General features: G+C 59.3%; 24 protein-coding genes. 6 read left to right on the top strand and 18 right to left on the bottom strand.

Annotated features, from left to right (window positions below; genetic code table 11):
• Window positions 1-132 precede the first annotated feature (132 nt).
• On the top strand, window positions 133-696 hold the full coding sequence (locus F4V60_RS07490) for an HNH endonuclease signature motif containing protein (protein WP_075730016.1): 564 nt from the start codon (window positions 133-135) through the stop codon (window positions 694-696).
• A 328-nt stretch (window positions 697-1,024) separates the two neighbouring features.
• Here the strand turns inward: F4V60_RS07490 and mqo are convergent, their stop codons facing one another.
• Window positions 1,025-2,521, bottom strand: a complete 1,497-nt coding sequence (mqo, locus tag F4V60_RS07495; RefSeq protein WP_075730017.1) for a malate dehydrogenase (quinone) — start codon at window positions 2,519-2,521, stop codon at window positions 1,025-1,027.
• Window positions 2,522-2,794: 273 nt separating this feature from the next.
• On the opposite strand from mqo, the gene F4V60_RS07500 reads away from it, so the two are divergent.
• Both F4V60_RS07500 and mtr read left to right on the top strand, forming a co-directional pair.
• Complete coding sequence (locus tag F4V60_RS07500; RefSeq protein ID WP_075731187.1) at window positions 2,795-3,817, top strand: alpha/beta hydrolase; 1,023 nt, start codon at window positions 2,795-2,797, stop codon at window positions 3,815-3,817.
• Window positions 3,818-3,917: 100 nt separating this feature from the next.
• Window positions 3,918-5,309: a mycothione reductase gene (gene mtr / locus F4V60_RS07505; protein ID WP_075730018.1), complete on the top strand. Its 1,392-nt coding sequence runs from the start codon at window positions 3,918-3,920 to the stop codon at window positions 5,307-5,309.
• Between the two features lie 56 nt (window positions 5,310-5,365).
• On the opposite strand, the gene map is transcribed toward mtr, so the two are convergent.
• From map to dxr, 5 genes are all read right to left on the bottom strand, one after another.
• Complete coding sequence (map, locus tag F4V60_RS07510) at window positions 5,366-6,235, bottom strand: type I methionyl aminopeptidase (protein ID WP_075730019.1); 870 nt, start codon at window positions 6,233-6,235, stop codon at window positions 5,366-5,368.
• A gap of 42 nt (window positions 6,236-6,277) precedes the next feature.
• Window positions 6,278-8,131: a penicillin-binding transpeptidase domain-containing protein gene (locus F4V60_RS07515; protein WP_075730020.1), complete on the bottom strand. Its 1,854-nt coding sequence runs from the start codon at window positions 8,129-8,131 to the stop codon at window positions 6,278-6,280.
• 72 nt (window positions 8,132-8,203) lie between these two features.
• A complete protein-coding gene (gene ispG, locus F4V60_RS07520) occupies window positions 8,204-9,367 on the bottom strand; it encodes a flavodoxin-dependent (E)-4-hydroxy-3-methylbut-2-enyl-diphosphate synthase (RefSeq protein WP_075730021.1) in 1,164 nt (387 codons plus the stop codon).
• Between the two features lie 105 nt (window positions 9,368-9,472).
• Complete coding sequence (locus tag F4V60_RS07525; protein WP_075730022.1) at window positions 9,473-10,681, bottom strand: M50 family metallopeptidase; 1,209 nt, start codon at window positions 10,679-10,681, stop codon at window positions 9,473-9,475.
• Between the two features lie 16 nt (window positions 10,682-10,697).
• Window positions 10,698-11,858, bottom strand: coding sequence for a 1-deoxy-D-xylulose-5-phosphate reductoisomerase (gene dxr / locus F4V60_RS07530; protein ID WP_075730023.1), 1,161 nt, complete (start codon window positions 11,856-11,858; stop codon window positions 10,698-10,700).
• Window positions 11,859-12,014: 156 nt separating this feature from the next.
• Between dxr and F4V60_RS07535 the strand changes: the two genes are divergently transcribed.
• Window positions 12,015-12,467 (top strand): DUF2631 domain-containing protein, encoded by a 453-nt coding sequence (locus tag F4V60_RS07535; RefSeq protein WP_075730024.1) that lies wholly within the window; start codon window positions 12,015-12,017, stop codon window positions 12,465-12,467.
• Window positions 12,468-12,559: 92 nt separating this feature from the next.
• Here F4V60_RS07535 and F4V60_RS07540 read toward each other — a convergent pair whose 3' ends face one another.
• The 3 genes from F4V60_RS07540 to rlmN all read right to left on the bottom strand — a co-directional run bounded on the left by F4V60_RS07540 (window position 12,560) and on the right by rlmN (window position 16,212).
• Complete coding sequence (locus tag F4V60_RS07540; RefSeq protein ID WP_084559171.1) at window positions 12,560-14,080, bottom strand: hypothetical protein; 1,521 nt, start codon at window positions 14,078-14,080, stop codon at window positions 12,560-12,562.
• Between the two features lie 103 nt (window positions 14,081-14,183).
• Complete coding sequence (locus F4V60_RS07545) at window positions 14,184-15,038, bottom strand: ABC transporter ATP-binding protein (protein ID WP_075730026.1); 855 nt, start codon at window positions 15,036-15,038, stop codon at window positions 14,184-14,186.
• A 67-nt stretch (window positions 15,039-15,105) separates the two neighbouring features.
• A complete protein-coding gene (gene rlmN / locus F4V60_RS07550) occupies window positions 15,106-16,212 on the bottom strand; it encodes a dual-specificity RNA methyltransferase RlmN (RefSeq protein WP_075730027.1) in 1,107 nt (368 codons plus the stop codon).
• A 93-nt stretch (window positions 16,213-16,305) separates the two neighbouring features.
• Here rlmN and F4V60_RS12970 point away from each other — a divergent pair, with 93 nt between their 5' ends.
• Window positions 16,306-16,845 carry a LapA family protein gene (locus F4V60_RS12970; protein WP_084559172.1) on the top strand — a complete coding sequence of 180 codons (540 nt, stop codon included), beginning with the start codon at window positions 16,306-16,308 and terminating at the stop codon, window positions 16,843-16,845.
• A gap of 55 nt (window positions 16,846-16,900) precedes the next feature.
• Here F4V60_RS12970 and F4V60_RS07560 read toward each other — a convergent pair whose 3' ends face one another.
• From F4V60_RS07560 to rpsB, 5 genes are all read right to left on the bottom strand, one after another.
• A complete protein-coding gene (locus tag F4V60_RS07560) occupies window positions 16,901-17,815 on the bottom strand; it encodes a phosphatidate cytidylyltransferase (protein WP_174775545.1) in 915 nt (304 codons plus the stop codon).
• A 52-nt stretch (window positions 17,816-17,867) separates the two neighbouring features.
• On the bottom strand, window positions 17,868-18,425 hold the full coding sequence (gene frr / locus F4V60_RS07565; protein WP_075730029.1) for a ribosome recycling factor: 558 nt from the start codon (window positions 18,423-18,425) through the stop codon (window positions 17,868-17,870).
• Between the two features lie 68 nt (window positions 18,426-18,493).
• On the bottom strand, window positions 18,494-19,180 hold the full coding sequence (gene pyrH, locus F4V60_RS07570; protein WP_218024730.1) for a UMP kinase: 687 nt from the start codon (window positions 19,178-19,180) through the stop codon (window positions 18,494-18,496).
• A 287-nt stretch (window positions 19,181-19,467) separates the two neighbouring features.
• Window positions 19,468-20,280 (bottom strand): translation elongation factor Ts, encoded by an 813-nt coding sequence (gene tsf, locus F4V60_RS07575; RefSeq protein ID WP_075730031.1) that lies wholly within the window; start codon window positions 20,278-20,280, stop codon window positions 19,468-19,470.
• Between the two features lie 269 nt (window positions 20,281-20,549).
• On the bottom strand, window positions 20,550-21,386 hold the full coding sequence (gene rpsB / locus F4V60_RS07580) for a 30S ribosomal protein S2 (protein ID WP_075730032.1): 837 nt from the start codon (window positions 21,384-21,386) through the stop codon (window positions 20,550-20,552).
• Between the two features lie 411 nt (window positions 21,387-21,797).
• Here rpsB and F4V60_RS07585 point away from each other — a divergent pair, with 411 nt between their 5' ends.
• Window positions 21,798-22,349, top strand: coding sequence for a M23 family metallopeptidase (locus F4V60_RS07585; protein WP_084559266.1), 552 nt, complete (start codon window positions 21,798-21,800; stop codon window positions 22,347-22,349).
• A 3-nt stretch (window positions 22,350-22,352) separates the two neighbouring features.
• Here F4V60_RS07585 and F4V60_RS07590 read toward each other — a convergent pair whose 3' ends face one another.
• From F4V60_RS07590 to F4V60_RS07605, 4 genes are all read right to left on the bottom strand, one after another.
• Window positions 22,353-23,252, bottom strand: coding sequence for a tyrosine recombinase XerC (locus F4V60_RS07590; RefSeq protein ID WP_075730033.1), 900 nt, complete (start codon window positions 23,250-23,252; stop codon window positions 22,353-22,355).
• A 67-nt stretch (window positions 23,253-23,319) separates the two neighbouring features.
• Window positions 23,320-24,507 carry a DNA-processing protein DprA gene (dprA, locus tag F4V60_RS07595; protein WP_075730034.1) on the bottom strand — a complete coding sequence of 396 codons (1,188 nt, stop codon included), beginning with the start codon at window positions 24,505-24,507 and terminating at the stop codon, window positions 23,320-23,322.
• Window positions 24,504-26,090: a YifB family Mg chelatase-like AAA ATPase gene (locus F4V60_RS07600; RefSeq protein ID WP_075730035.1), complete on the bottom strand. Its 1,587-nt coding sequence runs from the start codon at window positions 26,088-26,090 to the stop codon at window positions 24,504-24,506. Before F4V60_RS07600 ends, dprA begins: the two co-directional genes overlap by 4 nt.
• Window positions 26,077-26,460 carry a YraN family protein gene (locus F4V60_RS07605; RefSeq protein WP_075730036.1) on the bottom strand — a complete coding sequence of 128 codons (384 nt, stop codon included), beginning with the start codon at window positions 26,458-26,460 and terminating at the stop codon, window positions 26,077-26,079. The genes F4V60_RS07600 and F4V60_RS07605 overlap by 14 nt, the downstream gene beginning before the upstream one ends.
• Between the last annotated feature and the right edge of the window lie 131 nt (window positions 26,461-26,591).

Consider the following 26,591-nt stretch of genomic DNA (forward strand, 5'->3'; position numbering starts at 1 on the left):
AACGATGCTGGCCGCATCACGGCGATACTCCTCGGTGAATCGACGTCGTTGTCCCATATGAACATCCTTCCGCAAGACCACGTGGTCCCGCTAGTTTAGGTGTCCACAACAAGAGGGTAACCCCAGTTGGATATGGCAGATGCTTTCCGAACTATTGACCACAAGCGGCCAGGGACAAGTTTTATCGCCCGCATGCTCGGCAAAGCAGACGAGGCGACCACACGTACTCGTGTGACGACCATGGCAGTCCTCCAGTTGGAAGACTACGGGAAGCTTGTACGCCGCGAGCGCGATGATGTGCTGGTACGCACCACTAGTGGGACTGTTATCACCGGCGCGCAACTTGTAGAGCGTGCCTGTGCCAACGAGGGTCTTATTACGGTGATAAGCCGGGCGCAGGGGCCGGTGGACTTGTACCGCTTTGACCGCTTCGCCTCAACAAAGCAGCGCACGATGCTTGCAGAAGAGCATCCCACGTGTGCGTGGCCGGGCTGTAAGACCCCGGCAGAAAGAGGACAGTTTCACCATCTCACGCCGTGGAAGCACGGCGGGGAGACTAACGTTGCCAACCTGGTGACCTTGTGTAGTTATCACAACGGCATCAACGACGATGATCCGAATGCGCCGCCACGTCGCGGGCGCCTTACCCGCGACGGCGGGAAGATAATCTGGCAGCCCCCGCACACCAGCCGTTAGGCCAACCGGCCCAACGGTAACTTAAAGCACCACAAAACAAACCCAGCCTTGCGATAGCTAAGCGTTGCACAATCCAGCGGGTAACCCGCTTTGCGGTGGAAATGTTCCCGGAAAATACCGACAACATCGCAGGTAGGACACCAACTTGTGTAGGTTTAGGCGTCAGATTCGATAAGGGTGAAATCTCCAGCAGATTCCATGAACAAAGTCCCCTTGTTGGTACTGGCTAGATTCAATACCTAAACCATCACCGACAAGGGGACTCGTTTTATATCTGCCGCTCCCACCATGCACTCTAAGGCCGGAAGAGCCGCTTATGCTGCTCTAACTACTTATCGAGCTTGAGAGTCTTCTGGGTATAAGCCCACATCTCGTCATAGAGCTTCTCGTCCTTGGCCAGATTAATGCCGTAGGAAGGAATCATCTCCTGGATCTTGTCGCCCCACTGGATCATGTGCTCACCGAAGCAACGCTCCAGCAGCTCCAGCATGGCGGCCGGTGCGATGGAAGCTCCCGGGGAAGCGCCCAAGATGCCGGCGATGGAGCCTTCTTGGTTGTTGATCAAGGTGGTGCCAAACTCCAGGGAGCCAAACTGCGGTGCGCCTGCAGGCTTGATCACCTGGACGCGCTGACCTGCAACGACAGTCTCCCAGTCTTCCTCACGTGCAGAGGGAACGTACTCGCGCAGAGCCTCGACGCGGTCCGAGAAAGACTTGCGTACCTCGTCGATGAGGTACTTGGTGAGGCCAAACTCTTGGAAAGCCACGCCAAGGTAGGAGGTCAGATTGTCTGGGCGAATGGACTTGAAGAGGTCGAGGTTGCTTCCCTTCTTCAGGAACTTCGGGCTCCAGCCACCGTAAGGTCCAAAGAGAAGGCCCTTCTCACCGTCGATGACGCGAGTGTCCAAGTGCGGAACCGACATCGGGGGTGCGCCCACCGCTGCCTTGCCGTAGACCTTGGCCTCGTGTTGAGAGATAAGCTCCGGGTTCTTAGCGCGCAGCCACAGGCCGGAAACCGGGAAGCCGGCGTATCCAGCAACTTCCTTGACACCGGCTTTGCGCAGCAGATCGAGGGCGTATCCGCCGGCGCCGACAAATACAAACTTGGCCTTAACTACCGTGATGTCCTTGGTGTGCAGGTTCTTGGTGTAGACCTTCCAGGCGCTGCCGTCGCGCTTGATGTCAATGACCTCATGCGCGTAACGGATCTCGGTTCCAGAGGCCTTAGCCGCCGTGAGGAACTGCTTGGTCAGAGCGCCGAAGTTGACGTCCGTTCCAGCCTCCGTCCACGAGATGGCGACCTTGTTATTGAAGTCGCGGTCTTGGGACATGAGGGGAAGCTTCTCGGTGAAAGTAGAAGGATCCGCAGAGAATTTCATATCCGGGAAAAGGTGATTAGCGCTCAAGGCCTCAAAGCGACGCTTGAGGTAGTCAACCTGAATCTCTCCCTGCGCGAAGGACACGTGAGGGACTTGGTTGATGAACTCGCGGGCCTCACTGAGGATGCCGTTATCGAGCTGGTGAGACCAGAACTGGCGGGAGCGCTGAAACTTCTCGTTGACGCCGATCGCCTTGGAGATATCAATCCGGCCGTTCTTTTCCGGGGTGTAGTTAAGCTCACACAGGGCGGAGTGGCCGGTACCTGCGTTGTTCCACGGGGCGGAGGATTCCATGGCCGGGCCGTCGAGGCGCTCGAAGACGATCTGGGTCCAGCTAGGCTCTAGCTCGCGGAGCATGGCGCCCAAGGTGGCGCTCATGATACCGGCACCAATAAGTGCTACATCGACCTCATCTACAACCTGTGCTGTTTTCTTAGCGGAGGACACCTATTTTTACCTCTTCAAATTGGAGTTTGACTCAAGCGATGCCCGGCGGGGAACCTCGGCATCGCACGAATTATTGCAGTACCGTCGCGACGTATCCACCAGGTGCATCGGGAATGCGCCGCGCATTAGCAATTCACTCTACGCTCTTAGAGCAGGGAGTGATATTCCAACCCCGTTTGAATGTCCGGTTTTTACCATCTTGCTACCCCCTACTTCCCCAAGCAGATACTCCCCCAGATGTCGAAGTCACGCGCTCTGCCTAAACTCGGTTCCATGATTGAGCAAGAACCACAATGGAAAACCGATATCCTCGGGGAGGATTATCAGGCCGCAACCTTGGACTTGGGCGAGGACCCCGATGGCCAAGGAGAGGTCTTTGCAACATTGGTTCGCTATCGGCCTGGCGGCCAAGACCCCGCCAAAGACCACCCCTCTCCCCCGCGACCAGCGTTGCTATGGGTCCACGGGATGACGGATTACTTCTTCCAAGAGCACGTGGCGCGGCACTTCTTTGACAGTGGATACGATTTTTATGCCCTGGATCTACGCAAGTGTGGGCGCTCAAGGACCGAGGAGCAAACCTGGCACTACGTCTCCGACTTGAAGCTCTACTTCGTTGATCTCGCCGCTGCCCTCGATGCCATCCCGAACCCGGACGTGGCACTCATCGCGCATTCCACGGGGGGCCTCATCACGCCTTTGTGGCTAGACCATCTTCGCCGTGAGGATCCCTCCCGCTTCCACCGCATCAAGGGGCTCATCCTCGATAGCCCCTGGCTAGGAATGATGGGAGTTTCTCCTACCACCGTCAAGGCCCTGCAACCGGCCATCAACGCCTTGAGCAAGATCATCCCGCGGGCTCCCTTTCCCGGTGGTGGGCTAGCCACTTTCGGGCAGTCGATCCACAAGAGCCAGCATGGTGAGTGGGACTTCAATTTGACCTTCAAACCCCTCGGCGGCCACCGTAAGTACGTAGGCTGGCTAGCGGCTATTCTCAAAGGCTTCGATGAGATTCACTCCGGGCGCACGAAGGTGGGCGTGCCGGTGTTGACACTATGCTCAACCAAGTCCTACCTGGGACAACCATATTCGAATAAAACCAACGAGGCCGACGTTGTTATAGACGTGGCACAAACGCAGCGCTGGGCAAAAGAACTCAGCCTTGACTACACCTTGCACCGCATCCGTGGCGCAAGGCACGATGTCTTCTTGTCAATGGCCGGTCCGCGCGCTGAGGCTTTCGCCGCCTGCGACGCGTGGCTGAAACGCACGCTGCCGGCCGCCTCGGCGTCTTAGGCGTCCATCTTTCACCAGAAGTTAGACTCGGCTCTTCGAGCCATATACAGTTCAAATAATAGTGTGCAACAGTTCCAGCCAGATTCAGAGGAGAAAATACATGGCCACCCCCACCTACACGGTCGAGGAAGAATACGATCTCATCATCGTTGGCACCGGCTCCGGCAATTCCATCCCTGCACCGGAGTTCGATGACCAGAAGATCGCCATCGTCGAGGAGGGCCGCTTCGGCGGCACCTGCCTTAATGTGGGGTGCATTCCAACCAAGATGTACGTCTACGCCGCTGATCTAGCGTTGGCCGCCCGCGAGTCTGGTCATCTCGGACTAGATATGAGCGTCAATCACGTGGATTGGCAGGCCATCATCGACCGCGTATTTACCAACCGCATTGACAAGATTGCCCAAGGCGGCGAGGAGTACCGGCGGGGCGAGGAAACCCCCAACATCACCGTTTATGATCAGCACGCCGTATTCGTTGCCCCGCGCACCCTCAAGATTGGTGAACATGTCATCCGTGGCAAGCGCATCGTCCTCGCCGCGGGTTCGCGCCCGACCATCCCTGAGGTCTATGCAACCTCTGGGGTGAAGTATTACACCAACGAGGACATCATGCGGATGCCGAAGCAGCCACGCAGCCTCATCGTGGTCGGCGGCGGATATATCGCGATGGAGTTCGCGCACGTCTTCGATGGCTTGGGCACTAAAGTCACCATTGTTAACCGCTCGTCTAGGCTACTGCGCTTCCTCGATGAGGACATCAGTGATCGTTTTAACGACATCGCCAAGCGCCGCTTTGACATCTCCTTCGGTACGGCGACGAAGCTCGAGGAGACCGCGGAAGGAGTCCGGCTCACCCTCGACAATGGGGATGTCATCGAAGCGGAAGCGATCCTCGTGGCTACAGGACGAACGCCCAACGGGGATCTCTTGCAGCTAGATAATGCGGGGGTAGAGATGCACGAGGATGGCCGCATCAAGGTCGACGAGTACGGGCGTACCACCGCAGATGGCATCTGGGCGCTTGGCGATGTCTCCTCCCCCTACATGCTCAAGCACGTAGCCAACGCCGAGACGCGTGCTGTCCAGCACAATCTTCTGCACCCTGATGACCTGCACGCAATGCCCCATGACTTCGTGCCCTCGGCCATCTTTACTCATCCGCAGATCGCCACGGTGGGTATGGATGAGAAGGAAGCACGGGCCATGGGCTATGACGTCACGGTCAAAGTGCAGAACTTCGGGGATGTAGCCTATGGCTGGGCCATGAATGACCACACGGGCATCTGCAAACTCATTGCGGATAAGAAGACTGGGCAGCTGCTGGGAGCTCATATCCTAGGCCCGCAGGCCTCGACGCTCATCCAACAGCTCATCACCGCCATGGTCTATGACCTAGATATGCGGACCTTCGCCCGCTCCCAGTACTGGATTCATCCTGCCCTGCCCGAGGTCGTAGAAAATGCGATCCTGGGTTTGGAATGGGAAGACTAGGATGCCAGTACTAGCGAGATTTAAGCGCTAGAGAAACAAGCGCCGACTACGAGATTCTAATCCTCATCCGGGAGGGTTAGAATCTCGTTTCCATCATCCGTGATGACGAGTGTGTGCTCGAACTGGGCGCTGAACTTGCCGTCAACGTTTTGCACGGTCCAGCCATTGTCCCAGATCTCATAATCCAGTGAGCCGAGGTTAATCATCGGCTCCACGGTCAGCGTCATGCCCGGCTCGAGGATGTCGCGGTAGGTCATGGAATCATAATGCAGGACAACGAGCCCGTTGTGAAAAGTGGTTCCCACGCCATGGCCGGTAAAGTCCTGCACGACGTTGTAGCCAAAACGCTTGGCATAAGACTCGATGACTCGGCCGATAACGTTAATCTCGCGGCCTGGCTTGGCAGCCCGAATGCCGCGCATCATGGCCTCGTGCGTGCGCTCAACGAGCAGCTTGTGCTCCTCAGAGACGTTGCCAGCAAAGAAAGTGGCGTTCGTGTCGCCGTGGGCACCGTTCTTATAGGCGGTGACGTCAATGTTGACGATGTCCCCGTCCTCGATGACGGTGTTATCCGGGATGCCGTGGCAGACAATCTCGTTGAGCGAGACACAGCAGGACTTTGGAAAGTCCATGTATCCCAAGGTGGAGGGGTATGCGCCGTGGTCAAGCATGTACTCGTGGGCGATCCGGTCTAGCTCGGCAGTCTTTACCCCTGGGGCAACGGCCTTGCCGGCTTCTTTCAGGGCATTCGCGGCAATCTTCGAGGATTCCCGCATGGCCTCGATGACCTCGGGAGTCTGGATGAAAGGCTCACCGACGTTTTCTTGTACCGTTTCTTTCCAGGCATATTCCGGGCGCTCGATGGAATCAGGCACCGAAAGGATGGGGGTGGGCTTTTCTGGTTTTAGCTTTGCGCGATTACTCATAGTTGCATGCTAGTCCCCTCATGCTGACTTAGTAGAACGCGGTTAGCCTTCGGCCGGAACAGGCACCGCGGCCCCGGCGGGAGCAGCGCGGTAGGCATCGAGTTTTTGCAGGAAGCTATCGGTGATATTCACCGAAACGGTGGATCCGCCGCCTGAAGGTACGAGGGTGGCAAAGGCGATATCGTCGTCGCGATAACCGGTAAACCAGGCGTGCGATCCGCCGTTGAACTCGGCCTCACCGGTCTTGCCGTAGATCGTTCCGCCAGCCTTCATACCTGCGGCGGTACCGGCTACAACCACTTGGCGCATCATCGTCCGCACATTGTCCAGCACCTGCGGATCGGGAGCCGGAGCCTGGTCAGAGGCCTTCGTCTCATGTCCCGCAATGAGCGTGGGAAGCGGGGTCTTGCCTGCTGCCACCGTGGCAGATACCAGCGCCATGCCGAAGGGGCTGGCTAGATCAGCGCCCTGCCCGTAGCCGGCCTCGGTGCGCTCCAAAGGTGTCTCGCCTTCAGGAATAGCACCGGTGATGGTAGTAAGCCCGGGGATGTCAAAGTCGATGCCGAACCCAAATTCCTTGCCGATGTCGCGCAACTGGCCCTTGTCCAGTTTGGTTGAGATATCGGCAAAGGTGGTATTGCACGATTGCGCGAAAGCCTCAGAAAGCGGGACCGAACCGAGCGAGAAGCCGTTGTAGTTGGTCACCGTGCGGCCATAGATATTCATGGTGCCGGGACAAGGGACAATGCTTGCCGAATTGAGCCCTTGGTCTTTGATTCCCGCGGAAGCAGTGATGATCTTAAAGACCGAGCCCGGCGGGTACTGTCCCTGCAAAGCGATATCGCCCTTCTTATCGGCCGCGGCGGTCTGTGCGACCGCCAGAATCTCCCCCGTTGAGGGCCGGATGGCCACGAGCATCGCCTCGGACTCGGGGCGCAGGTCCACTGCTTCTTGCGCCGCGCGCTGCACGTTATAGTCCAAGCCAATGCGCACCGCTGGGGCGGGTGCGGGCTTATGGTACTCGACATCGCTCAGCGCGGCGCCGTTATCGTTGACCACCGCGACGGACCAGCCGGCCGCGCCCTCCGTGTCATCGGAGACGATGCTGCGAACGCGCGAGAGAATATCGGGGGCTAGGCCAGCTTCTTTGGTAATGAGCGCCGGCTCCTCGTTGACGCGCACCCCGGGAATAGCCTCAAGCTCAGCGCGCATGGGCTCTATCTGTTTCTCGTTATACACGCCAACGGAATAGGAGCCATCCGTGTCTTCGAGATTCTTGGCTAGGTCCCCGGCATCCACCTGCGACACGGAATCATCGGCGGCGTGCTCTTTATCAATAATGCCCGATACCTTGGCCGCCAGAGGGCGCACATCGGCGATGCCTTCCTTGTCCACAACCACCCGGTAGCTCAAGCCCGGAGCCATGAGCTCAACACCGTCGGAGGAAACCACACTGGCGCGCTCGGCGGGAATGGAACGCAGCTGCAAGGCCTGGTGCGCGCCTAGGCTCGGGTGGATAAGGCTGGGAAGCCACCGCACCTGCCACTGAGAGCCCTTCTTGGTCAAGGTCATCTCGGTGTCATAGCTCAGGGTGCGATCCCTGGGAAGCTCCCAGTTCATCGTGTACTTGGCCGTCGCTATCGATTCCTGCTGGTTCACGTCATGCAGCTGAATATCCACCCCCTCTGCCTGCAGGCCCGAGAAGGTGGAATCAATGGCAGCGGTCGCCGCGTCGGGTTCATCAACGAGGGCGGCTAAGCCATCGCTGTTGCGAGACTGGAAATCCTCAATAAACTCCTCGGCCACAGGCTGCGCTGAGACCGGCTTGGGCGTGCATGCCACAAGCGACGTCGCTGCACACAAGGCGGCGCACAGCAGCGACATCATCTTCTTCATGCCTTGGGATATTAGCAGCACTGACACGAAGAAATCCGCACCCCACACCGCAGAGTGAGAGCGCGAATTGCGTTAGCGGGTGACGCGTACCTCTGCGCGCGCTCCCTCTACCGCCTCGAGGCCCTCTTCATCGGCGATGCGCATGGCCTCTTCGATGAGGGTTTCTACGATTTGTGCCTCGGGCACGGTCTTAACAACCTCACCCTTGACAAAGATCTGGCCCTTGCCGTTTCCGGAGGCCACGCCCAGATCGGCATCACGTGCCTCACCCGGGCCGTTGACCACGCAGCCCATGACGGCCACGCGCAGCGGGAATTCCATCCCCTCAAGACCGGCGGTGACTTCCTCCGCCAGCTTATAAACATCGACCTGTGCTCGACCGCAGGAAGGACAGGAGACGATTTCCAGCTTGCGGGGGCGCAGATTCAGCGACTGCAGAATCTGATCGCCGACCTTGATCTCCTCTACCGGATCCGCAGACAATGAGACGCGGATGGTATCCCCGATGCCTTCAGACAGCAAAGCGCCGAAAGCCACAGAGGACTTGATGGTACCCATAAACTTCGGTCCGGCCTCAGTCACGCCCAAGTGCAGCGGGTAATCCGTCTTCGCAGCCAGCTGGCGATAAGCCTCGACCATGAGAACCGGATCGGAGTGCTTCACGGAAATGGCGATATCGCCGAAGCCGTATTCTTCGAAGAGTCCGGCCTCCCAAATAGCGGATTCCACCAGCGCCTCCGGCGTGGCCTTCCCATACTTTTCTAGCAGGCGCTTATCTAGGGATCCGCCGTTGACGCCGATGCGGATGGGGATTCCAGCATCCCCGGCCGCCTTCGCGACCTCCTTGACGCGACCGTCAAATTCCTTAATGTTTCCCGGGTTGACACGAATGGCAGCGCAGCCGGCATCGATAGCCTGGAAGATGTACTTGGGCTGGAAGTGAATATCAGCAATGACGGGAATAGGTGATTTCCGGGCGATGGCCGGCAGCGCTTCCGCATCGACAGGCTTGGGACAAGCCACGCGCACGATGTCGCAGCCGGTGGCCGTTAGCTGAGCGATCTGCTGCAGCGTGGCATTCACGTCATGGGTTTTGGTTGTCGTCATCGACTGCACCGAGATGGGGTGCTCGGAACCGACTCCCACTGGGCCTACAAACAGCTGGCGGGTAGTGCGGCGCGGCGCCAAAGTAGGCGGCGGGCCGTCTGGGATTCCTAGACCGATAGTGGTCGACATGGATGCTCCTTGCTATGAAACGCTCTACAACACTAAAAGTACCCAGGTGGGGTCCTACGTGTTTAACGTCCCCACTCTAGCACCGCTGGCCAAACTGGCCTTAGCTCATCCGAAGAGACGGATGGGATTGACCACGTCAGCGATGATGATAATGACGCCCACCGTCATGAGCAACGCCGCCATGGCATAGGTAACGGGCATCAGCCGCGTGTAATTAGCAGGTCCCAGGGCCGGCTTCTTCACAAGTCGGCGAATGAAGTCACGGATCTTCTCATAAATGACCACCGCGATGTGGCCGCCGTCAAATGGTGGCAGAGGAATGAGATTGAACAAGGCGAGGAAGAAGTTCAATGTAGCCAGCATCATGAAGAAGGCCGTCCACAGGTTGCGTTCCACAAGTTCCCCACCGACGCGCGAGGCGCCGACCACCGACATCGGCCCGTTAATATCGCGCTCCTGCCCAAAGATAGAGGCGACAATTCCCGGAATCTTCGAAGGGAACTGTGCGATTCCCTTCACTGTCGCATCCACGACGTAGACGGAGTAATCCCAGGTTGCTGGGAAGGCGGAGACAAAGCCGTGCTTTTCGACGATGTCTATCACCTGGTTGCTCAGCCCTATAGACCCGGCATCTACCAGGTTCCCTTGGGCGTCCAAGCGCTTGACGGTATCGAGATGCACGGGGATATCGCGCTCGGCGCCTTGGCGCTCCACGCTCAAGGTGACGTCCTGGCCGGGGCGCATCATCACCTCGTCCCGCAGCTGCGTAAACGAGTCAATGGGCTGACCATCAAGAGCAAGAACGATATCGCCCGGCTCGACTCCCGCCTGCCCTGCTGGCCCTTGGCCCGTGCACGAGCCAAGTTCGCCCGCTTGGTTTTGATCAGCTGAACAGGTGACCTCACCAACTCGTGGGCGTACATCAGCGTGGGGATTGGGCAGCCCACTGCTCACGGCGATGATAAAGAGAATAAGGAAGCCGAGGAAGAGATTAACGGCCACCCCGCCGAACATGACAACTATGCGCTGCCAGGCCGGCTTCTTGTACATGGCGTAGGGCTCTTCCTCCGGCGTGAGAAACTCATCCTGGGCGCTCATTCCCGCGATGTCGCAGTAGCCGCCGACCGGGATGGCCGCCAGTCCATACTCTGTGTGCCCACGCCGAAAGGAAAACACACGCGGTCCAAAACCGATGAAGTAGCGACGCACGCGCATGCCAAAAGCACGGGCCGTGAGCATATGCCCGGCCTCGTGCAAGGCCACGGTCACCCCGATACCCAGGGCGAAGAAGATGATACCCAGGACATTTGCCATTGTTTAAAAAGGCTTTCTAATCAGCTAATGAATCCACCAGCGCATTCGCGCGGGCGCGTGCCTCGCGCTCGGTGGCGAGAACATCATCGACGCTTGAGGGTACACCAGCATACCGAGACGCGGTGCCCAGTACCTCGCTCACAACATCGACTATCTGCGGGAAGTGAATTCGGCCCGCCAAAAACGCTGCGGCCGCCTCTTCGTTGGCGGCATTGAAGACTACCCCGGTACCGTCGGCCGCCGCCGCGCGGGCGAGGGCGACGGCGGGGAAGGCGACGTCGTCAAGCGGCTCGAAATGCCAATCATGGACGTGGGAGAAGTCAAGAGCTGGCTGCGCGCCTGGGACGCGGTGCGGCCAATCGAGCGCGAGCGCTATCGGCAGCTTCATCGACGGCGGGGAGGCCTGGGCAATCGTCGCCCCATCACGGAAAGTAGCCATCGAGTGCACGATGGACTGCGGGTGCACGGTGACCTCGATCTTTTCTGGAGCGAGATCAAAAAGCAGCGTGGCCTCAATGAGCTCGAGACCTTTATTAACCATGCTGGCTGAGTTGAGGGTGTTCATCTGACCCATCGACCACGTAGGATGATGAGCCGCCTGCTGCGGAGTGACATCCCACATCTGCTCGCGGGACCAGCCACGAAAAGGTCCTCCTGAGGCGGTAAGCACCAGATGATCCAACTCGGTCTCCGTCCCCGCCCTCAGGCATTGCGCCATGGCCGAGTGCTCGGAATCGACAGGGATAATCTGCCCCGCACGTGCCATTTGGGTTACGAGATGACCGCCTGCTACCAAGGACTCTTTGTTAGCCAGCGCCAGATACTGGCCCTGCTCGATGGCCGCAATGGTGGACTTGAGCCCCAGAGAACCGACCAAGGCGTTGAGGACCTTGTCCGCGGCGACGCTGCGTGTCAGGCGCTCCGCGGAGTCAGGGCCATCGATTACCTGACCGCCCAAGGCCTCCGAAACCTCGCGGGCGGCCGCGGGGTCCGCCACTGCCACGTGGTCAAACGAAAGGTTGAGAGCCCGTGCCTGCTCGATGATGATCCCCGGATTAGAGCCTGCGGCCGCGATGCCCACGACGGTGAACTTTTCAGGATTATCCGCGATGACTTCCAGTGCCTGGGTGCCGATAGAACCGGTGGAGCCGAGAATTAGAATGCGCTGTGTACTCACCCCCCTAACCCTAGCCGTTTCTTAATCGGGCTACCCAAGCAGTCTGCGGGGGTATCTGATCGCTATCGCCTGCGCATTGTTTTAGGATAGGTGGGTATAAATGGCATTCTTGCGGCCCCATGTCGAGGAGCCGCGTGCAAACGCGAAGGAGAGCAAGTGTCTTCCCACAAGCCGGTTCCACAGGTTTTTGACGGAGTTTCCACCGAGGACGTTCCATCCGCAGGCTTTGGTTGGTCCCGCATCAGCCACACTGGCGTGCAGATCGCTGGTTGGGTAAGCGTCGTCTTCCTGCTGGCCTACAACTTTGGCAACCACCACGGCCACGTCGAGACTATCTGGCTCGTCTCCTTCGCCGTCCTTATTGCCATCGGCCTCGTGCTGCTCGCCCTGTCCCCCAAGCTGAGCCAAGTACGCACCCTAACCGCCCGCAACCAGCCAGTCGGCTACATTTCCCCGGATTGGGTCTACGACCAAAAGACTGTCTCCGGGGCTTATTCCGAGCTCACCGACTCCCAGCTGCGTGCTCTCAACATCGATCCTTCCCGCGTAGCCAACCTGCGCGTTGAGCCGGGTACCTCCCGCGCCAAGGCTGCTAAGCACCTGAGCTAAGACGGCCCGCTAAAGCGCCCAAAACTCATAGCCGCGGCCTTGCCCTTTCCACTTTCTGGGAAGGACAAGGCCGCGGCTTTCTGCGATCTTTCCTAGACCACCCATGCCTTGGTCTTGCTGTAGATTTCCGGCATCCGCCTATCCACTCGCTTGCTCGCTATCACTAGGGCCACCGCGTAGACAATCCCAGGAACAAGGATGCACACAGCGGCACCCACCGGCATCCACAGTGCATCTCGTGCGGCACCGAAAGTAATGAGAACCATCCCAGGGAGGATAGGAATCCAGCCCACGAAGATCCCCACGAAAGCAGCAATGAATGCGCCGGCAGAGTAACCGGACTTATCTGTCCAGGGATTGGCTCCTGGCGCTGAAGTGGGATAGGCGTTAAAGACCGTGAAAAGCACTGACAGTGCCGCTGAGGATGCTAGCGTGCCCAAGGCGGCAAAGGCGATGCAGGCCGCCAGCACTTTCTGCGGCGCCACGGCAACGATGACCGCCGCAGTCAGAATAATGACCACCGCAGCGGGGAGAATATGTGCGAAGTGCCGTGCGCGCAGAAAGACCCGCGGAGGAACAGGAGCAGCCATCTTGAGCCAGCCGCTGGGACCGTCATATCCGTAGTCATTGGCGGCGGTCAGCCCGCCGAGCAGGCCAATCATAATGAGCATGGCATAGGCGGGGTACTCTTCCCCGCGCCACAACTGATAAAAGGCGAAAACCGATAGAAGCGGCAAAATAAGCAGGCTTCCGGCGAAGCGGGAATCACGCGCTACATAGACCAGGGAACGGGAAAACTCCATTGCGCCTGGACCTCGATAGGCCCAGCCGCCGAGCCTTAAGCGGGAAACCCCGCGAGCCTTGTCGGACTTGGCGGCAGAGCCCACTATGGCTGGGCGAGCGTATTCAGCGGCAATGGCTCGGCGCCACAACCACCACAGGATGGCGGCGGTCACGAATGCAATGACGAGTTGCGCGAAGGCTGAACCCACGTGCCCAGCGGCCAATGCAGTGGCCCAGCCGGTGGCGGCCCCCAATGGCGTCCACGCCGCGATGGAACCGATCGTGCCGAGGGGCAGGGAGGAATCAAGCGATCCACTCAAGCTCATTACGGCGAACATCAGTGCGACGATAGCCACAACGCCCACTGCCTTTGCTTTATCGCTCTTAAGCGCGAGGACCGAGGCTCCTAAGTGCATGATGCACTCTGCGAAAAGTATCGTCGTGGCCCAAGACAAGACCATGGCAGCCGCGAAGGCGATGACGGCTGCCACTCGCCCGCCTTGCTGCGCCAGGCTGATGGCGAGCATTGCGCCGCCCGCAACTGTGAAAAGAACGCTGAGCACGGCTGCGATAAGGACTCGGGAGGACAGCAGGCTGGTGCGCATCAACGCGGGCCGGACCTGGTTGAGTCCCAGCGGAAGTACCGCCAACCTTCGCACTGTCACTTGGTTTTCCCCAGAGGGCATGAACAGCGCCAGCATGATGTAGGTGACCATGCCTGCGGCGTTGACTGCGACGAGGGAGTTGAGGTTGCCGGTTCCATCGAAAATCTCTACGGCTGCCAAAGCGCTCAACGATGCCAAGCCAATCGCGCCATAGAGCAACAGCATGAGGGAGATAACTAGCTGCGAAGGATTCGCCCTAAAGCTTCGAAGCCATAAAGTGCGGTGCAGCCTCACTATGGTTGAGGTCACCGATGCAGGAGCATTGCTTCTAGCTGGCATCAGGACTGACCTCCCCAGCTGATCCCCGAGCGCTATCGGGTCCGCTTGGAGCCGTGCGAAGCCAAGAAAACGAGCTCGGGTCAAGGTCTTCCCCGCCGACCAACTCGATGAAGATGTCACTGAGGGTTCTGCCCTGCCGCACATCTTCGGCTGTGCCGCTGGAGAGCACCCGCCCTTCGGCGACAATGGCGACGTGATCACACAACCCCTCAACCAACCCCATCACGTGCGAGGACAGGATGACCGTTCCCCCGCGGCGAGCGAAAGCGCGCAAGAGCTGCTGGATCATTCTTCCGGAAACAGGATCCACGGCCTCCAAAGGCTCATCAAGGATGAGGACCTCTGGATCATGCAATACCGCGCCGGCGAGGAGAATCTTCTTGGTCATTCCTGCCGAATAATCCACGATGCGCTTATCTGCCGCCTCAGCGAGGGAGAGATTAGCCAGGAGGTCTCGGGAGCGCCGAGCCACTTCAGCCTCATCCAATGAGCGCAGGGCGCCGAGATAATAGAGGTATTCCGCACCGGTGAGCCTGTCAAACACCGGCACACCGTCCATCAGAAGGCCCATTGCCCGCTTGGCCGGCAGTGGATCACGCCAAATATCGTGCCCCACGATGAAGGAAGTGCCGCTATCGGGACGCAAGAGACCACAAGCCATGGTCAGCATCGTGGTTTTGCCCGCGCCATTGGGGCCGACGATTCCATAGATCGAGCCCACCGGAACATCGAGGCTGAGATCATCAACCGCGGCCTTTCCAGCGAAAGCTTTGGAGAGGTTGCGAACTGCAAAGGCGGCCCCAGCAGGGTCAGGCTGGACCGGCGCTATGTGTGGAGAGAACATAACTCTCCACCCTAGTGTGCCAATTTACATAGCGCTCAAGCGCACCCAGACGTGTCCGGGAAAGCGCCTATGCCGACTCGCGCTCTTCAGCAGCGAGCTGGCCACAGGCCGCAGCGATCTCATCGCCCTTGGTATCACGCACGGTACAAGGCACGCCCTGCGCAATGACACGGCGGACAAACTCATCCTGGCGCGCTTTGGGCGCCGCATCCCACTCAGAGCCCGGCGTGGGGTTAAGAGGGATGACGTTGACGTGGACCTTGGAGCCCAAAGCGGCGTGGAGCTTCTTGCCCAGCAGATCGGCGCGGGAATCCTGATCATTCTTATCCCGGATGAGCGCATACTCAATAGAGACACGGCGCGCGGACTTGTCGGCGTAGTAACGTGCGGCCTCAAGGACCTCCTCGACCGGCCACCGATTGTTGACTGGGACCAAGCTATCGCGCAGCTCATCATCTGGGGTGTGCAGGGAAACTGCGAGGGTGCAGGCCAAGTCTTCGTCGGCAAGCTTGCGGATGGCCGGAGCCAACCCCACCGTGGAAACGGTGACGCTACGCTGCGAAAGCCCGAAACCGGCGCCGTCTTGCCCGGTTATCTGGCGCACGGCGCTCACCACGCGCTTGTAGTTTGCCAGTGGCTCACCCATGCCCATGAACACGACGTTGCTCACGCGGCCGCCTTCCGCGTCCATGGCTGCTGCGGCGTGCCGGAATTGCTCGACAATCTCCGCTGTGGACAAATTGCGGTCCAGCCCACCTTGACCGGTGGCGCAGAAGGGGCAAGCCATGCCACAGCCCGCTTGCGAGGAAATGCACAGCGTAGCTCGGCCGGGATAGCGCATCAACACCGACTCTAGGAGAGTTCCATCGTGCAGGCGCCACAGGGACTTCGTGGTTTCCCCGTCATCGGTCGAGGTGGTCTTGACGGGCTCCATGAGCGTGGGAAACAGCGCTTCCTGTACAGCCTGACGCTTATCGGCAGGGATGTCCGTCATGTCTTCGACTACATCGGTGTGATGGACGTAGTAGTGCTTAGCCAGCTGCTTAAGCCGGAACTTGGGCAGGCCCAACTCGGCGAGCTTATCTATACGCTCGTTGTCAGTAAGATCCGCGAAGTGCTTGGGCGGCAGGCCACGCCGCGGGGCGGAAAAGTTTAATTTTAAAGATTCAACCATGGTGCGCCCTATTTTCCACTTTATTGGGCCTTTTGGCCAATTGCCCGTGCGCCGAAGTGGCATAACTGACACTGAACGGGATTAAATGGATATATGACAACTCCTGATAAACCCGCTGAGAACCTACCCTCCGACCCTTCCCTGCGGCCCTCCTCAGATCTTCCAGCATCGGCGTCCCCTCAATCTGGCGACACCACCCCTACGGAGTTGGACGCCACCCCATCCTTCGAGGAAGCAGCCTCAGACCACAGCGCCACTAATACCGAGTCCCCCGCCAGCTACGAGGGCGCCCTAGAGGATCCGCAACTGAGCCGCAAGGAAAAGAAGGCTCTGCAAAAAGAGCAGGAAAAGCAAGAACACAAAGCCGAGAAGGTTCAGGGATCTCTAGCCGCAAGCACCTGGGTGGGGCTCATCGTAGGATTCTTGCTTCTCATCTTGTTGATTGTCTTTATTATGCAGAATCAACAACAGGTACCCATGAACTTCCTTAAGTGGTCCGGCGAGTTCCCAGCCGGGGTTGCCTACCTCATCTTCGCCGTTGCCGGCGCACTCCTGATGGCCTTGGTCGGTGGCCTGCGGATGCTGGAGCTACGTCGTCAAGTGCGCAAACAGGCCAAGCGCAAGCGTAACTAAGAAACTCAGGCAGGCACCGCCAGCACGCCTGCTTTTCTGCCTGAGCGCAGCAAATCTAAAGCGTGGTGAGGAAGCTCATTGCCACCCACGTAATCATGGCTGAGGGAAGCATTCCATCGAGCCGGTCCATGAGGCCGCCGTGGGCAGGCAAAATGGCGGACATGTCCTTGATTCCGAGTTCGCGTTTGAACTGGGATTCCACGAGGTCCCCTAACGTGGCACAGAATACGAGTGCCAGCCCCATCAGCGCGCCTACCCAGGCATCGTGATGCAGGAGGAACTTGAACGCTAGGGCACCGGTGATAACCCCGAACACGATGGAACCGGCAAAGCCCTCCCAGGACTTCTTGGGGCTTACTGCAGGCGCCATCGGGTGCGAGCCGAACATCACCCCTGTGATGTAACCGCCGGTATCGGAAGCGACTACGCAGAGCATGAACGTGACAATGGATGCTGCGCCCGAGGCGAAGGGAGTCTCCGCGTGCGAGAGCATAGCCGCGAAAGTGCCAAAGAGGGGTATCCACGTCAGGACAAAGATTCCCACGGCAGTATCGCGCAAGTAATTGATCGGCGGACGGTGCCGACCGTTGTGGAAAAGCCTGCTGAACATGAGCACGAGAACCGCGGTGACATACACGGCCACGAGGCCCGCGGCGTTCATCCACCACGAGATCCACACCATGGCCTGCCCCAGGATGATAAGCATCGTGCGGGGTATGTAGTAAGAGTGCTCGCGCAGACGGGTGAGGACTTCCCACATTGCCACGCCAATGGCGACCGAGACCACGAGATACCACGCCAGGGGCCCAGCCCAGACAGAAAAGACGACGAGCGCGCCAAGTCCGACGCCCACCCCAATGGCAGTAGGCACATTACGGCCCGCACCATTTCTAGGTTTAGGCAGACGGCGACCAAGGGTTTCACTCACTGGGTAGTCCTTCCTTTGGCGCGTGTGGCTCGCCAGGTTCATAGAAAAAGCGCCGCCGCACACTAAAAGCACAGCGACGCGCAGAACGCGGGGCTTAAACCTCCAGCAACTCCGCTTCCTTGTTGGCGACGAGCTTCTCTACCTGATCAATATAGCCCGAGGTGATCTTCTCCATCTCCTTTTCGGCGGCAACAACCTCGTCTTCTCCGGCATCCCCGTCCTTCTGGAGCTTCTTGAGCTGTTCCATTGCTTTGCGACGCACGTTACGAATGGCAATCTTTCCGTCCTCGCCCTTGCTCTTGGCCAGCTTGACCATGTCGCGACGACGCTCCTCAGTCAACTGCGGGATTGTCACGCGCAGGACCTGACCATCATTGGTGGGGTTTACGCCCAAGTCGGAGTTGCGGATCGCATTTTCAATCTCATGGATCATTGACTGCTCATAGGGCTTAATCAACAGCATGCGCGGCTCTGGCACGGCGATGGTCGCCATCTGTGTGATAGGCGTGGGGGCGCCGTAGTATTCGGCGACAAGGCCGTTGAACATGGCCGGGTTCGCGCGGCCGGTGCGAATGGTAACCAGCTGTTCGCGGGTGTGTTCCACCGAGGCGGACATGTGCTCTTCGGCTTCGAGGTGGATATCGTCGATCATGAGGCTAGGCTCCCTAGAAAATCAGAATAGTACTGGTGAAAAATGTAGCAGGTTGGCACCCACCGTGGTTAGGACTGGACCAAGGTTCCAATTGGCTCGCCAGCGGCGGCGCGCGCGATATTGCCCTCGGTCAAGAGGTTGAAAACCAAGATCGGCATCTTGTTATCCATGCACAGGCTGAAGGCAGTAGCATCTGCCACCTTGAGACCCTTCTCGATGACCTCACGGGGAGTGATTTCTGTGTACAGCTCGGCGTCCGGGTTCGAGCGCGGATCATCGGAATAGACACCGTCAACGGCCTTGGCCAAGAAGAGCACCTCTGCCCCGATTTCCAAAGCTCGTTGTGCTGCCGTGGTGTCAGTGGAGAAGTAAGGCATTCCCATGCCTGCGCCGAAGATAACCACGCGCCCCTTTTCCAGGTGGCGGGCCGCGCGCAGCGGCAGGTAGGGTTCGGCGATTTGAGCCATATTAATGGAAGTTTGGACGCGACAATCGACGCCCTGCTGCTGCAGGAAGTCCTGCAAAGCCAGAGAGTTCATCACGGTGCCGAGCATGCCCATGTAATCCGAGCGTGCACGGTCCATTCCGCGCTGGGAAAGCTCGGCGCCGCGGAAGAAGTTTCCGCCGCCGATGACGACGGCGATTTCCACGCCATCCTGTGCCACTTCGGCGATCTGGCGCGCCACGTTTTCCACAACGTCAGGATCGATGCCGACTTTGCCGCCGCCGAACATCTCACCACCCAGCTTCAACATCACACGCTTGTATCCGGTTCGCTCGGGTTTGGGGGTAGTCACGCCTTCATCGTCTCCTTAACGCGGCTGGTTTTCAGTCCGTTCCATCTTACCCACACTCACTACGCAGACTCACACCGACCTCACACCGACGGGTGCCCCACCGCACTCCTGCCCGCAACGACAAAACCTCCCCTTCCTCGTGCGACCGCACTGGGAAGGGGAGGTTTCAAACTCCACCCGTGCTCACGGTATGACCCGCGAACGTGAAGAAAATGTGACCCGTAATGAACCGGGATAAGACGCTTTTAGGCGCCTACCTCGTAGCGAACGAAGCCCTTGATGGTGGTGCCGGCCTCATCAGCGACCTGCTTAACGGTCTTCTTCGAGTCAGACAAAGAAGGCTGATCCAGCAAGACAATGGACTTGAAGAAGCCGTTGAGACGGCCTTCCACGATCTTGGGCAAAGCGGCCTCCGGCTTACCCTCTTCACGAGTGGTGGCCTCGGCGATAGCACGCTCCTTCTCTACGACCTCAGCAGGAACGTCCTCACGGGTGAGGTACTCGGCCTGCATAGCGGCAATCTGCAAAGCGACGGAGTGCGCGCCCTCAGCGTTGCCCTCGTAGGACACCAACACGCCCACTGCTGGGGGCAGGTCTGCGGAACGCTGGTGCAGGTAAACCGCAATGTTGTCGCCCTCGATGGTGACGGCGCGACGAGCCTGCAGCTTCTCTCCAGTCTTTGCGGACTCCTCGTCCACAGCCTCAGAGATCTTCTTGCCGTCGACCTCAGCGTTGTTGAATTCCTCCGGCGAGTTCGCCTTTGCGGCAGCAGCTGCCTCGGCGATCTTGGCAGCGAAGGCCTTGAATGCCTCGTTCTTGGCAACGAAGTCGGTCTCGCAATTGACCTCGACCATGGTGTTGCCGGAAACAGCAATCAGGCCTTCGGTAGCCTCGCGCTCAGCGCGCTTGGACACGTTCTTGGCACCCTTGATGCGCAGGATTTCGACGGCCTTCTCGTAGTCGCCGCCGGCCTCTTCGAGAGCCTTCTTGCAATCGAGCATTCCGGAACCGGTTGCTTCACGCAGCGCCTTGACGTCTGCAGCAGTGTAGTTCGCCATAGTTGGGGCGATCCTCCTTGAGTTCAAACAGTATTCGTTGAATTAGCGTAGCCGACGCGAGGTCATCGCGCCGTGTCAGGGGTGAGCTTCTTTGCCTATTCCCCCAACCGCCGTGGTTGAAGTGCAGCGCCACCGTCAATACCAGTGGCACTTTAAGAAAAGCTAACCCCCGTCGCCGTAGAACACGGTGGCGGGGGCTCGCATAAAGCTTTGAAAGGCCAGGGCGCTTACTCCCTTAATCGTAGGAAGGGAGGCCGGCGCCTGCAGAATTACTCTGCAGCCTTCTCCTCTGCCGTAGCCTCAGCTTCAGGTGCTGCTGAAGCAGGGTCGGAAGCGGCAGCTGCCTCAGCGGCGTCGCGCGAATCCTTCTCTGCGGAGTCTCCGGCAGCTTCCTTGGCCGCGGCGAGCTGGCGCTCTTCGCGAGCCTTCTTGCCCTCTTCGACCGCGGTGGCGATGATGCCGGTCAGCAGGCGGGTGGCGCGAATAGCATCGTCGTTGCCCGGAATGGGGAAATCAACCTCATCTGGATCGCAGTTGGTGTCCAGGATGGCAACAACCGGGATGTTGAGCTTGTGAGCTTCCTTGACCGCGATGTGCTCCTTGTTGGTATCAACAATCCACAGTGCGGAAGGAGCCTTGGTCATTTCAGCGATGCCGCCGAGGACGCGCTCGAGCTTGGTGCGCTCGCGGGTCAGCATGAGAACTTCCTTCTTGGTACGGCCCTTGTAGCCGTCCTCTGCCGCATCCATGGCCTGAAGCTCTTTCATACGCTTGAGGCGCTTGGAAACGGTCTGGAAGTTGGTCAGCATGCCGCCGAGCCAACGGTGGTTAACATAAGGCATGCCCACGCGAGTTGCCTCTTCGGAGACAGCTTCCTGAGCCTGCTTCTTGGTGCCCACGAAAAGGACGGTTCCGCCGTGCGCAACGGTCTCCTTGACGAACTCGAAAGCCTCGTCAATGTAGGTCAGCGTCTGCTGCAAGTCAATGATGTAGATGCCGTTACGGTCGGTGAAGATGAAACGACGCATCTTCGGATTCCAGCGACGGGTCTGGTGGCCAAAGTGGACACCTGCGTCGAGGAGCTCGCGCATGGTTACAACTGCCATGATTCGCTCGCTTTCTATGTGTGTATTTCGGTTTTCAAATGAAGTATGTGCGGTGTTTTATTCCGCACCCTAGCAACGAAAGCCCTGTCTAACACCCCAATTGCTTGGGGACCACGTCATTCAGGATGGCCACCTACTCCACGAAGGAAAGGCAACAGCTTCGTCGCGCGTAGTCAACGTGCCTTTAACCTGGAAACTTAGGCCTCCACGGAAGCAGACACACTGCTGGCAGAAATAATAGCCGCGAACACGCCTATTTTCCAAACGCACCGCCACTTTTCCACAAAGCCTGTGCCCGCGATGCCTCCAGACATCCCCAAGCGGCTCTTTTTGCCCCATGCGCACCACTTTATCCACCGCGGCGCGATTGGCTCTATCGCCGCGCGGCGCTCTTTACACATGCTGGTTGACATGACTAGAAATTCGAAACTGGCACCCAGTCTAAGATCCATAGCCGGGCACAGCAGTACACGTGCCAAGCTTCTTGGGCAGCTCTTAGCCTTAGCGACCCTGCTTCTGCTCACCTTCTACCCCGCTCCTGCGGCTGCCTATGTAGACCCCAGTACTGGGGATCCCACCGCGGGTCAGGTACTGCGCCCTTTCAAGGCTCCCGAGCACAGGTGGTCAGCTGGCCACCGCGGCGTCGATCTAGCCTTAGATGTGGGTGCGGAAGTGCGCGCGAGCGAGTTCGGCGTGGTGACTTTTGCCGGTTCGGTCGCCGGGAAGCCTGTTATATCCATCGATCATCCCGATGGGCTGCGCACCACGTATCAGCCCGTCCACGCCCGCGTGAGAGCGGGCGATGCGGTCGTCGAGGGCCAGGTCATCGGCACGCTGGGACACCCCGTTGATGGTTATCCCGGACTCCACTGGGGAGTGCTGACAGGCAAAGACACGTACATGAACCCCCTGCTTCTCTTAGACATGCCCGTCATTCGCCTCAAGCCCTTGAATGTGCTCTAGCAGCTAGGCACGCGGATGCGCCTGGGAGTAAACCTCTTTGAGGCGTTGTGCCGACACGTGGGTATAGACCTGTGTGGTCTGCAAGGAAGAGTGTCCGAGGATTTCTTGAACCACTCGGAGATCTGCGCCCCCCTCAAGCAGCTGGGTCGCCGCCGAGTGCCGCAGCCCGTGCGGAGTAAGCCCGGTTTCCCCGATGATTGCGGCGGCCTTTTCTACCACCCGTCGCACTTGGCGTTGGTTTATGCGCGCTCCACGCGAGCCTACAAACACAGCCGGGCCTTCCTTGGCCATGAGTGGACGTCCGCGCTCCAGCCACTGCTCGAGTGCTGTGGCTGCGGCTTGGCCAAAAGGCACTATTCGCTGCTTATTGCCTTTACCCGTAACGCGCGCAACCCGGCGGGAGAAATCAATATCTCCCTCGTCCAACCCCACCAGTTCTGCCACGCGCATTCCGGTTGCGTAGAGGACTTCGAGCATGGCGCTATCACGCAGTTGCTCAGCCTCGTCACTCGTGAGCGAGACTTCCATCAAGTCTTTAGACTCTTGCGCGTCGAGGACCGTAGGCAGATGCTTGGGGACCTTGGGCGAGACGAGCCGCGCGGCAATGTCGGTATCTAGATAGCCCTCACGCACTGCCCAAGAACTAAAGGCGCGGATAGACGCGGTCCTTCTGGCTAGCGTGGCGCGGGACTTACCGGCCGCAACGGCTGCGGCCAACCACTCGCGCAGAACATTGAGGCTTAGTCCTTCAAAAGTCTCTACCCTTGCTGCGAGGTCCCGCAGGTCGCTGGCGTATCCACGCACCGTAGCCTCAGAGCGTCCGCGCACGAGGCGCTGATAGTCGGCGAAGTCCTCGATCGCCTCTTCCAGCTGACTCCCCGCGAACGCTCGTGATTGACTCATGCCACATGAGTGTACTCAATTCACTTTTATACCGGGCGAAGCCCTGTGGCTGGTTGGCCCCCGTGACTTAGTAGTTTCCTGCCCTTCTCCACTGCGTGCCTGCGCGGGCTACCAAGCCAGCCTTTTCTAAAGTGACAAGAAGGTGGATTGTAAGCGCAACACTCAGCCGCGCCTCACCGGCAATCTCCTCCGCACTCGCGGCAGTATCGGCATCCTCCAGCGGCGTGGAATCAAAGACCCGCAGCTCATTGCGTGAGAGTCGCTGCAGGGGCGAAGGGGCATAATCTAGCTCGTACTGTCCCCCTGGATCCAGAGAGCCGGCTTTGCCCACGAGCGCCCGAATTTCATCTGCTGAGGTCACTAGCTGCGCACGACCTTCCTGAATACGCAAGTGAGCACCCAGAGAACCTGCCGTGGTCACCGGGCCGGGCACCGCCATGGCAACTTTGCCAAGGGCCTCTGCCCAGTTGAGCGTATTCAAAGCCCCAGAGCGAAAGCCTGCTTCTACCACCACAACACCCTCTGACATCGCGGCCACGAGCCTGTTGCGAGTTAAGAAGCGGTGGCGTTTGGGCACCGTGCCCGGCGCGAACTCAGAGACCACGCAGCCGTTGTGGGCAATCTTGTCAAAGAGCCCTTGGTTGCGCGCTGGATAGGAGCGATCGATCCCGCAAGCAGCCACTGCCACGGTGCGCCCCCCTTGTTCTATCGCTGCAGAGTGAGCCGCGGTATCAACGCCGAGCGCTCCGCCAGAGACTATGGTCCACTGCCGTGCCGCGAGGCCGCCTGCGATAAGCCGGGTTGCATCCCACCCGTAGCGGCTAATGGCCCGCGTTCCCACCAGCGCGAGGGCTTGGGAGAGCTCCACGGCGAGGTTTCCTCCCCGCACCCACAGGCTATGGGGACTTGCCGCCTGATCGTCGAAAGTGGCCGGCGCGCTTGACTGTCCACTGCGGTAAAAGCCGAAGGCCTGGGAAAACTGCTGCAGCGGCCACTCGGGACTGTCGCTGCTGATGATCCTGGCGCCCACGCGCTCGGCTGCTGCGAGATCTACTTCTTGTCGCAGCCAGTCGCGGCGCGAGGCTGTGAGCGCGGCCAAAGGCCCCAGCCAGTCAGCCGCGTTATAGATTCCATGAGCGATCTCCTCCGCGGGGTACTGGGCCAACAATGCCGACAGCGTGTGACTAGGGCCTTCTACAACGCGATTGAGATAGGCCCAGACATGGGCAGGCGTGGAGAGATTGAGCTCGCTCATGCCACTAGCCTTCCCACGCTCGCTGCGCCCCGCAGATCTAAGGCGCGACCGACGTCATCGACATCTGGCTGCGCCCGGCCTGCCAGATCCGCGAGTGTCCACGCCAAACGCAGGACTCGGTCTACCCCACGTTGACTAAGCTCGCCCTCCGCCAAATATGCGGAAAGCAGGATCATCGCTGAGTCACAGGCCGGCCGGTGCCGGCGCAGATAACCAGCGGATACCGCAGCATTGATCCGGGCCTCAAGCCCGTCCTTTTCCCAGCGCTGGGCAGCGCGCTCGCGTGCCAGAGCAACACGCTGCGCTATTGTCTCTGAAGTCTCCTCGCCCTGAGCGTTGATGACCGCGGATTGCCCCGATACATCGATGACGATATCGAGGCGATCGAGCAAAGGACCAGAAAGGTTAGCTAGATACCGCTGCCGCTCAGCTGAACGGCACGAACACTTGGCCGGATCTTCGGTGGCACAGCGACAAGGGTTGGCCGCCATAACCAACTGGAATTGCGCGGGATAACGGATTTCACGGCGAGCACGCGCGAGACGCACGTGCCCTTCCTCCAAAGGCGCACGCAGGGCGTCGAGGACTGGGGCTGCGACTTCACTAACTTCATCGAGGAAAAGGACACCATGATGCGCCAGGCTCACAGCGCCTGGACGTGGAGTGCCACTTCCACCGCCGAGAAGGGCAGCGCGGGTAATGGAAGGATGGGGGGCAACGAGTGGCGCACGCCGGATAACCTGCCCCGGCACGCCGGTGAGAGAGTGGATGGCGGTCGCCTCGACCGATTGTGCCCTGCTTAAAGGCGGCAGAATGGAGGGCAGGCGCGCGGCGATCATCGACTTTCCAGAGCCGGGCGGCCCCACCATCATCAGGTGGTGCCCACCGGCTGCAGCCACCTCCGCGGCCTTCTTAGCCGGCGCCTGACCCGCAATATCTGCAAAATCCGCGGCCTGCTCGAATCCGCGACGCTCAGCGCTGGGTACAAGTTGCTTGGCAACGACGGCTGCTTTGGATAAGACCCGCGCACCGCACGCCCAGGCAAAAGCATCGGCCAAGGTAGGAGCTACGAGCACTTCTACATCGGAAACGAGAGCTGCCTCTGAGGCGTTGCCTGGAGGAATGACCAGAGTGTCATAGCCTTGTGCGCGCGCCGCCAAAAGGGCGGGCAGTATGCCCGCGACCGGACGCACGGAACCATCCAAACCTAGTTCACCGAGCACCAATGTTGAGTCCAAGCGCGCGCCGGGATGACTGCCGTGAAAGGAGACGAAGCTGCCATGGGGTAGCTCCTGGGCCCCTAGCTCGGCGCTTAGGATCGCCAGCGCCATGGGCAAATCAAAGTGTGAGCCGGATTTTGGCAAAGAAGCCGGGGACATGGAGACCACAATTTTCGTCTTTGGCCACGGAAGGTGAGAGTTCGCAATGGCGGTACGTATTCTCGAGCGCGATTCTGTGATGGCAGTATCAGCCAGCCCCACGACGTGGATCCCAGGCAGCCCCGCCCCCACGTTGGCCTCAACTCCAACCACATGCGCCAAAATGCCGTCTAAGGCGGTGGTCAAACACCTACCGAGAGCCATGCTCCACCCCCGCGAAGTGCTCGAGATCAAAGCCTGCCCCCGCTTGGGTCAACGCGACCACGTCAAAGCGCACTGAGCTCAAAGGCCGCCCGTCTAACCAGTGCCGCGCGGCCTTGCGCATCCGGGCCAGCTTTGCACCGGTCACTGCCTCCGCCACGCCATAGGCGCGGCTCGAGCGAGTCTTGACCTCCACGAATACAAGGGTTCCATCCGCCTCACGGACGATGAGGTCTATCTCCCCGACTGCATAGCGCACATTTGCGGCGATGACTTCTGCTCCCCTGTGCCGGTAGAACTGCGCGGCAAAGGCCTCGCCCTTTCTTCCCAAGCGGTGGCGAAAGTCCCGCCGATTGTCTCCCTTATTGATCATTATTCCTCCCCGATTAAACGAATCTCGACTGAAAAAAGCTTCGCCCTCTAGCTCAGTTGAGCCTGCGGTTTGAGGCAAGGAGGAATATGTGCAGAGACGCCAATTCTGTGGATAAACGCGAAACGACGGCT

This window comes from Corynebacterium flavescens (assembly GCF_008693105.1).
GTDB classification, from domain to species: Bacteria; Actinomycetota; Actinomycetes; order Mycobacteriales; family Mycobacteriaceae; genus Corynebacterium; species Corynebacterium flavescens.

Bases quoted from the DNA above. Each gene is read 5' to 3' on its own strand.
- F4V60_RS07490 (WP_075730016.1), top strand. From the start codon at position 133: ATGGCAGATGCTTTCCGAACTATTGACCACAAGCGGCCAGGGACAAGT.
- F4V60_RS07500 (WP_075731187.1), top strand. From the start codon at position 2,795: ATGATTGAGCAAGAACCACAATGGAAAACCGATATCCTCGGGGAGGAT.
- mtr (WP_075730018.1), top strand. From the start codon at position 3,918: ATGGCCACCCCCACCTACACGGTCGAGGAAGAATACGATCTCATCATC.
- map (WP_075730019.1), bottom strand. From the start codon at position 6,235: ATGAGTAATCGCGCAAAGCTAAAACCAGAAAAGCCCACCCCCATCCTT.
- F4V60_RS07515 (WP_075730020.1), bottom strand. From the start codon at position 8,131: ATGAAGAAGATGATGTCGCTGCTGTGCGCCGCCTTGTGTGCAGCGACG.
- ispG (WP_075730021.1), bottom strand. From the start codon at position 9,367: ATGTCGACCACTATCGGTCTAGGAATCCCAGACGGCCCGCCGCCTACT.
- F4V60_RS07525 (WP_075730022.1), bottom strand. From the start codon at position 10,681: ATGGCAAATGTCCTGGGTATCATCTTCTTCGCCCTGGGTATCGGGGTG.
- F4V60_RS07540 (WP_084559171.1), bottom strand. From the start codon at position 14,080: ATGCTGTTGCTCTATGGCGCGATTGGCTTGGCATCGTTGAGCGCTTTG.
- F4V60_RS07545 (WP_075730026.1), bottom strand. From the start codon at position 15,038: ATGTTCTCTCCACACATAGCGCCGGTCCAGCCTGACCCTGCTGGGGCC.
- rlmN (WP_075730027.1), bottom strand. From the start codon at position 16,212: ATGGTTGAATCTTTAAAATTAAACTTTTCCGCCCCGCGGCGTGGCCTG.
- F4V60_RS12970 (WP_084559172.1), top strand. From the start codon at position 16,306: ATGACAACTCCTGATAAACCCGCTGAGAACCTACCCTCCGACCCTTCC.
- F4V60_RS07560 (WP_174775545.1), bottom strand. From the start codon at position 17,815: ATGAACCTGGCGAGCCACACGCGCCAAAGGAAGGACTACCCAGTGAGT.
- frr (WP_075730029.1), bottom strand. From the start codon at position 18,425: ATGATCGACGATATCCACCTCGAAGCCGAAGAGCACATGTCCGCCTCG.
- pyrH (WP_218024730.1), bottom strand. From the start codon at position 19,180: ATGTTGAAGCTGGGTGGTGAGATGTTCGGCGGCGGCAAAGTCGGCATC.
- tsf (WP_075730031.1), bottom strand. From the start codon at position 20,280: ATGGCGAACTACACTGCTGCAGACGTCAAGGCGCTGCGTGAAGCAACC.
- rpsB (WP_075730032.1), bottom strand. From the start codon at position 21,386: ATGGCAGTTGTAACCATGCGCGAGCTCCTCGACGCAGGTGTCCACTTT.
- F4V60_RS07585 (WP_084559266.1), top strand. From the start codon at position 21,798: ATGACTAGAAATTCGAAACTGGCACCCAGTCTAAGATCCATAGCCGGG.
- F4V60_RS07590 (WP_075730033.1), bottom strand. From the start codon at position 23,252: ATGAGTCAATCACGAGCGTTCGCGGGGAGTCAGCTGGAAGAGGCGATC.
- dprA (WP_075730034.1), bottom strand. From the start codon at position 24,507: ATGAGCGAGCTCAATCTCTCCACGCCTGCCCATGTCTGGGCCTATCTC.
- F4V60_RS07600 (WP_075730035.1), bottom strand. From the start codon at position 26,090: ATGGCTCTCGGTAGGTGTTTGACCACCGCCTTAGACGGCATTTTGGCG.
- F4V60_RS07605 (WP_075730036.1), bottom strand. From the start codon at position 26,460: ATGATCAATAAGGGAGACAATCGGCGGGACTTTCGCCACCGCTTGGGA.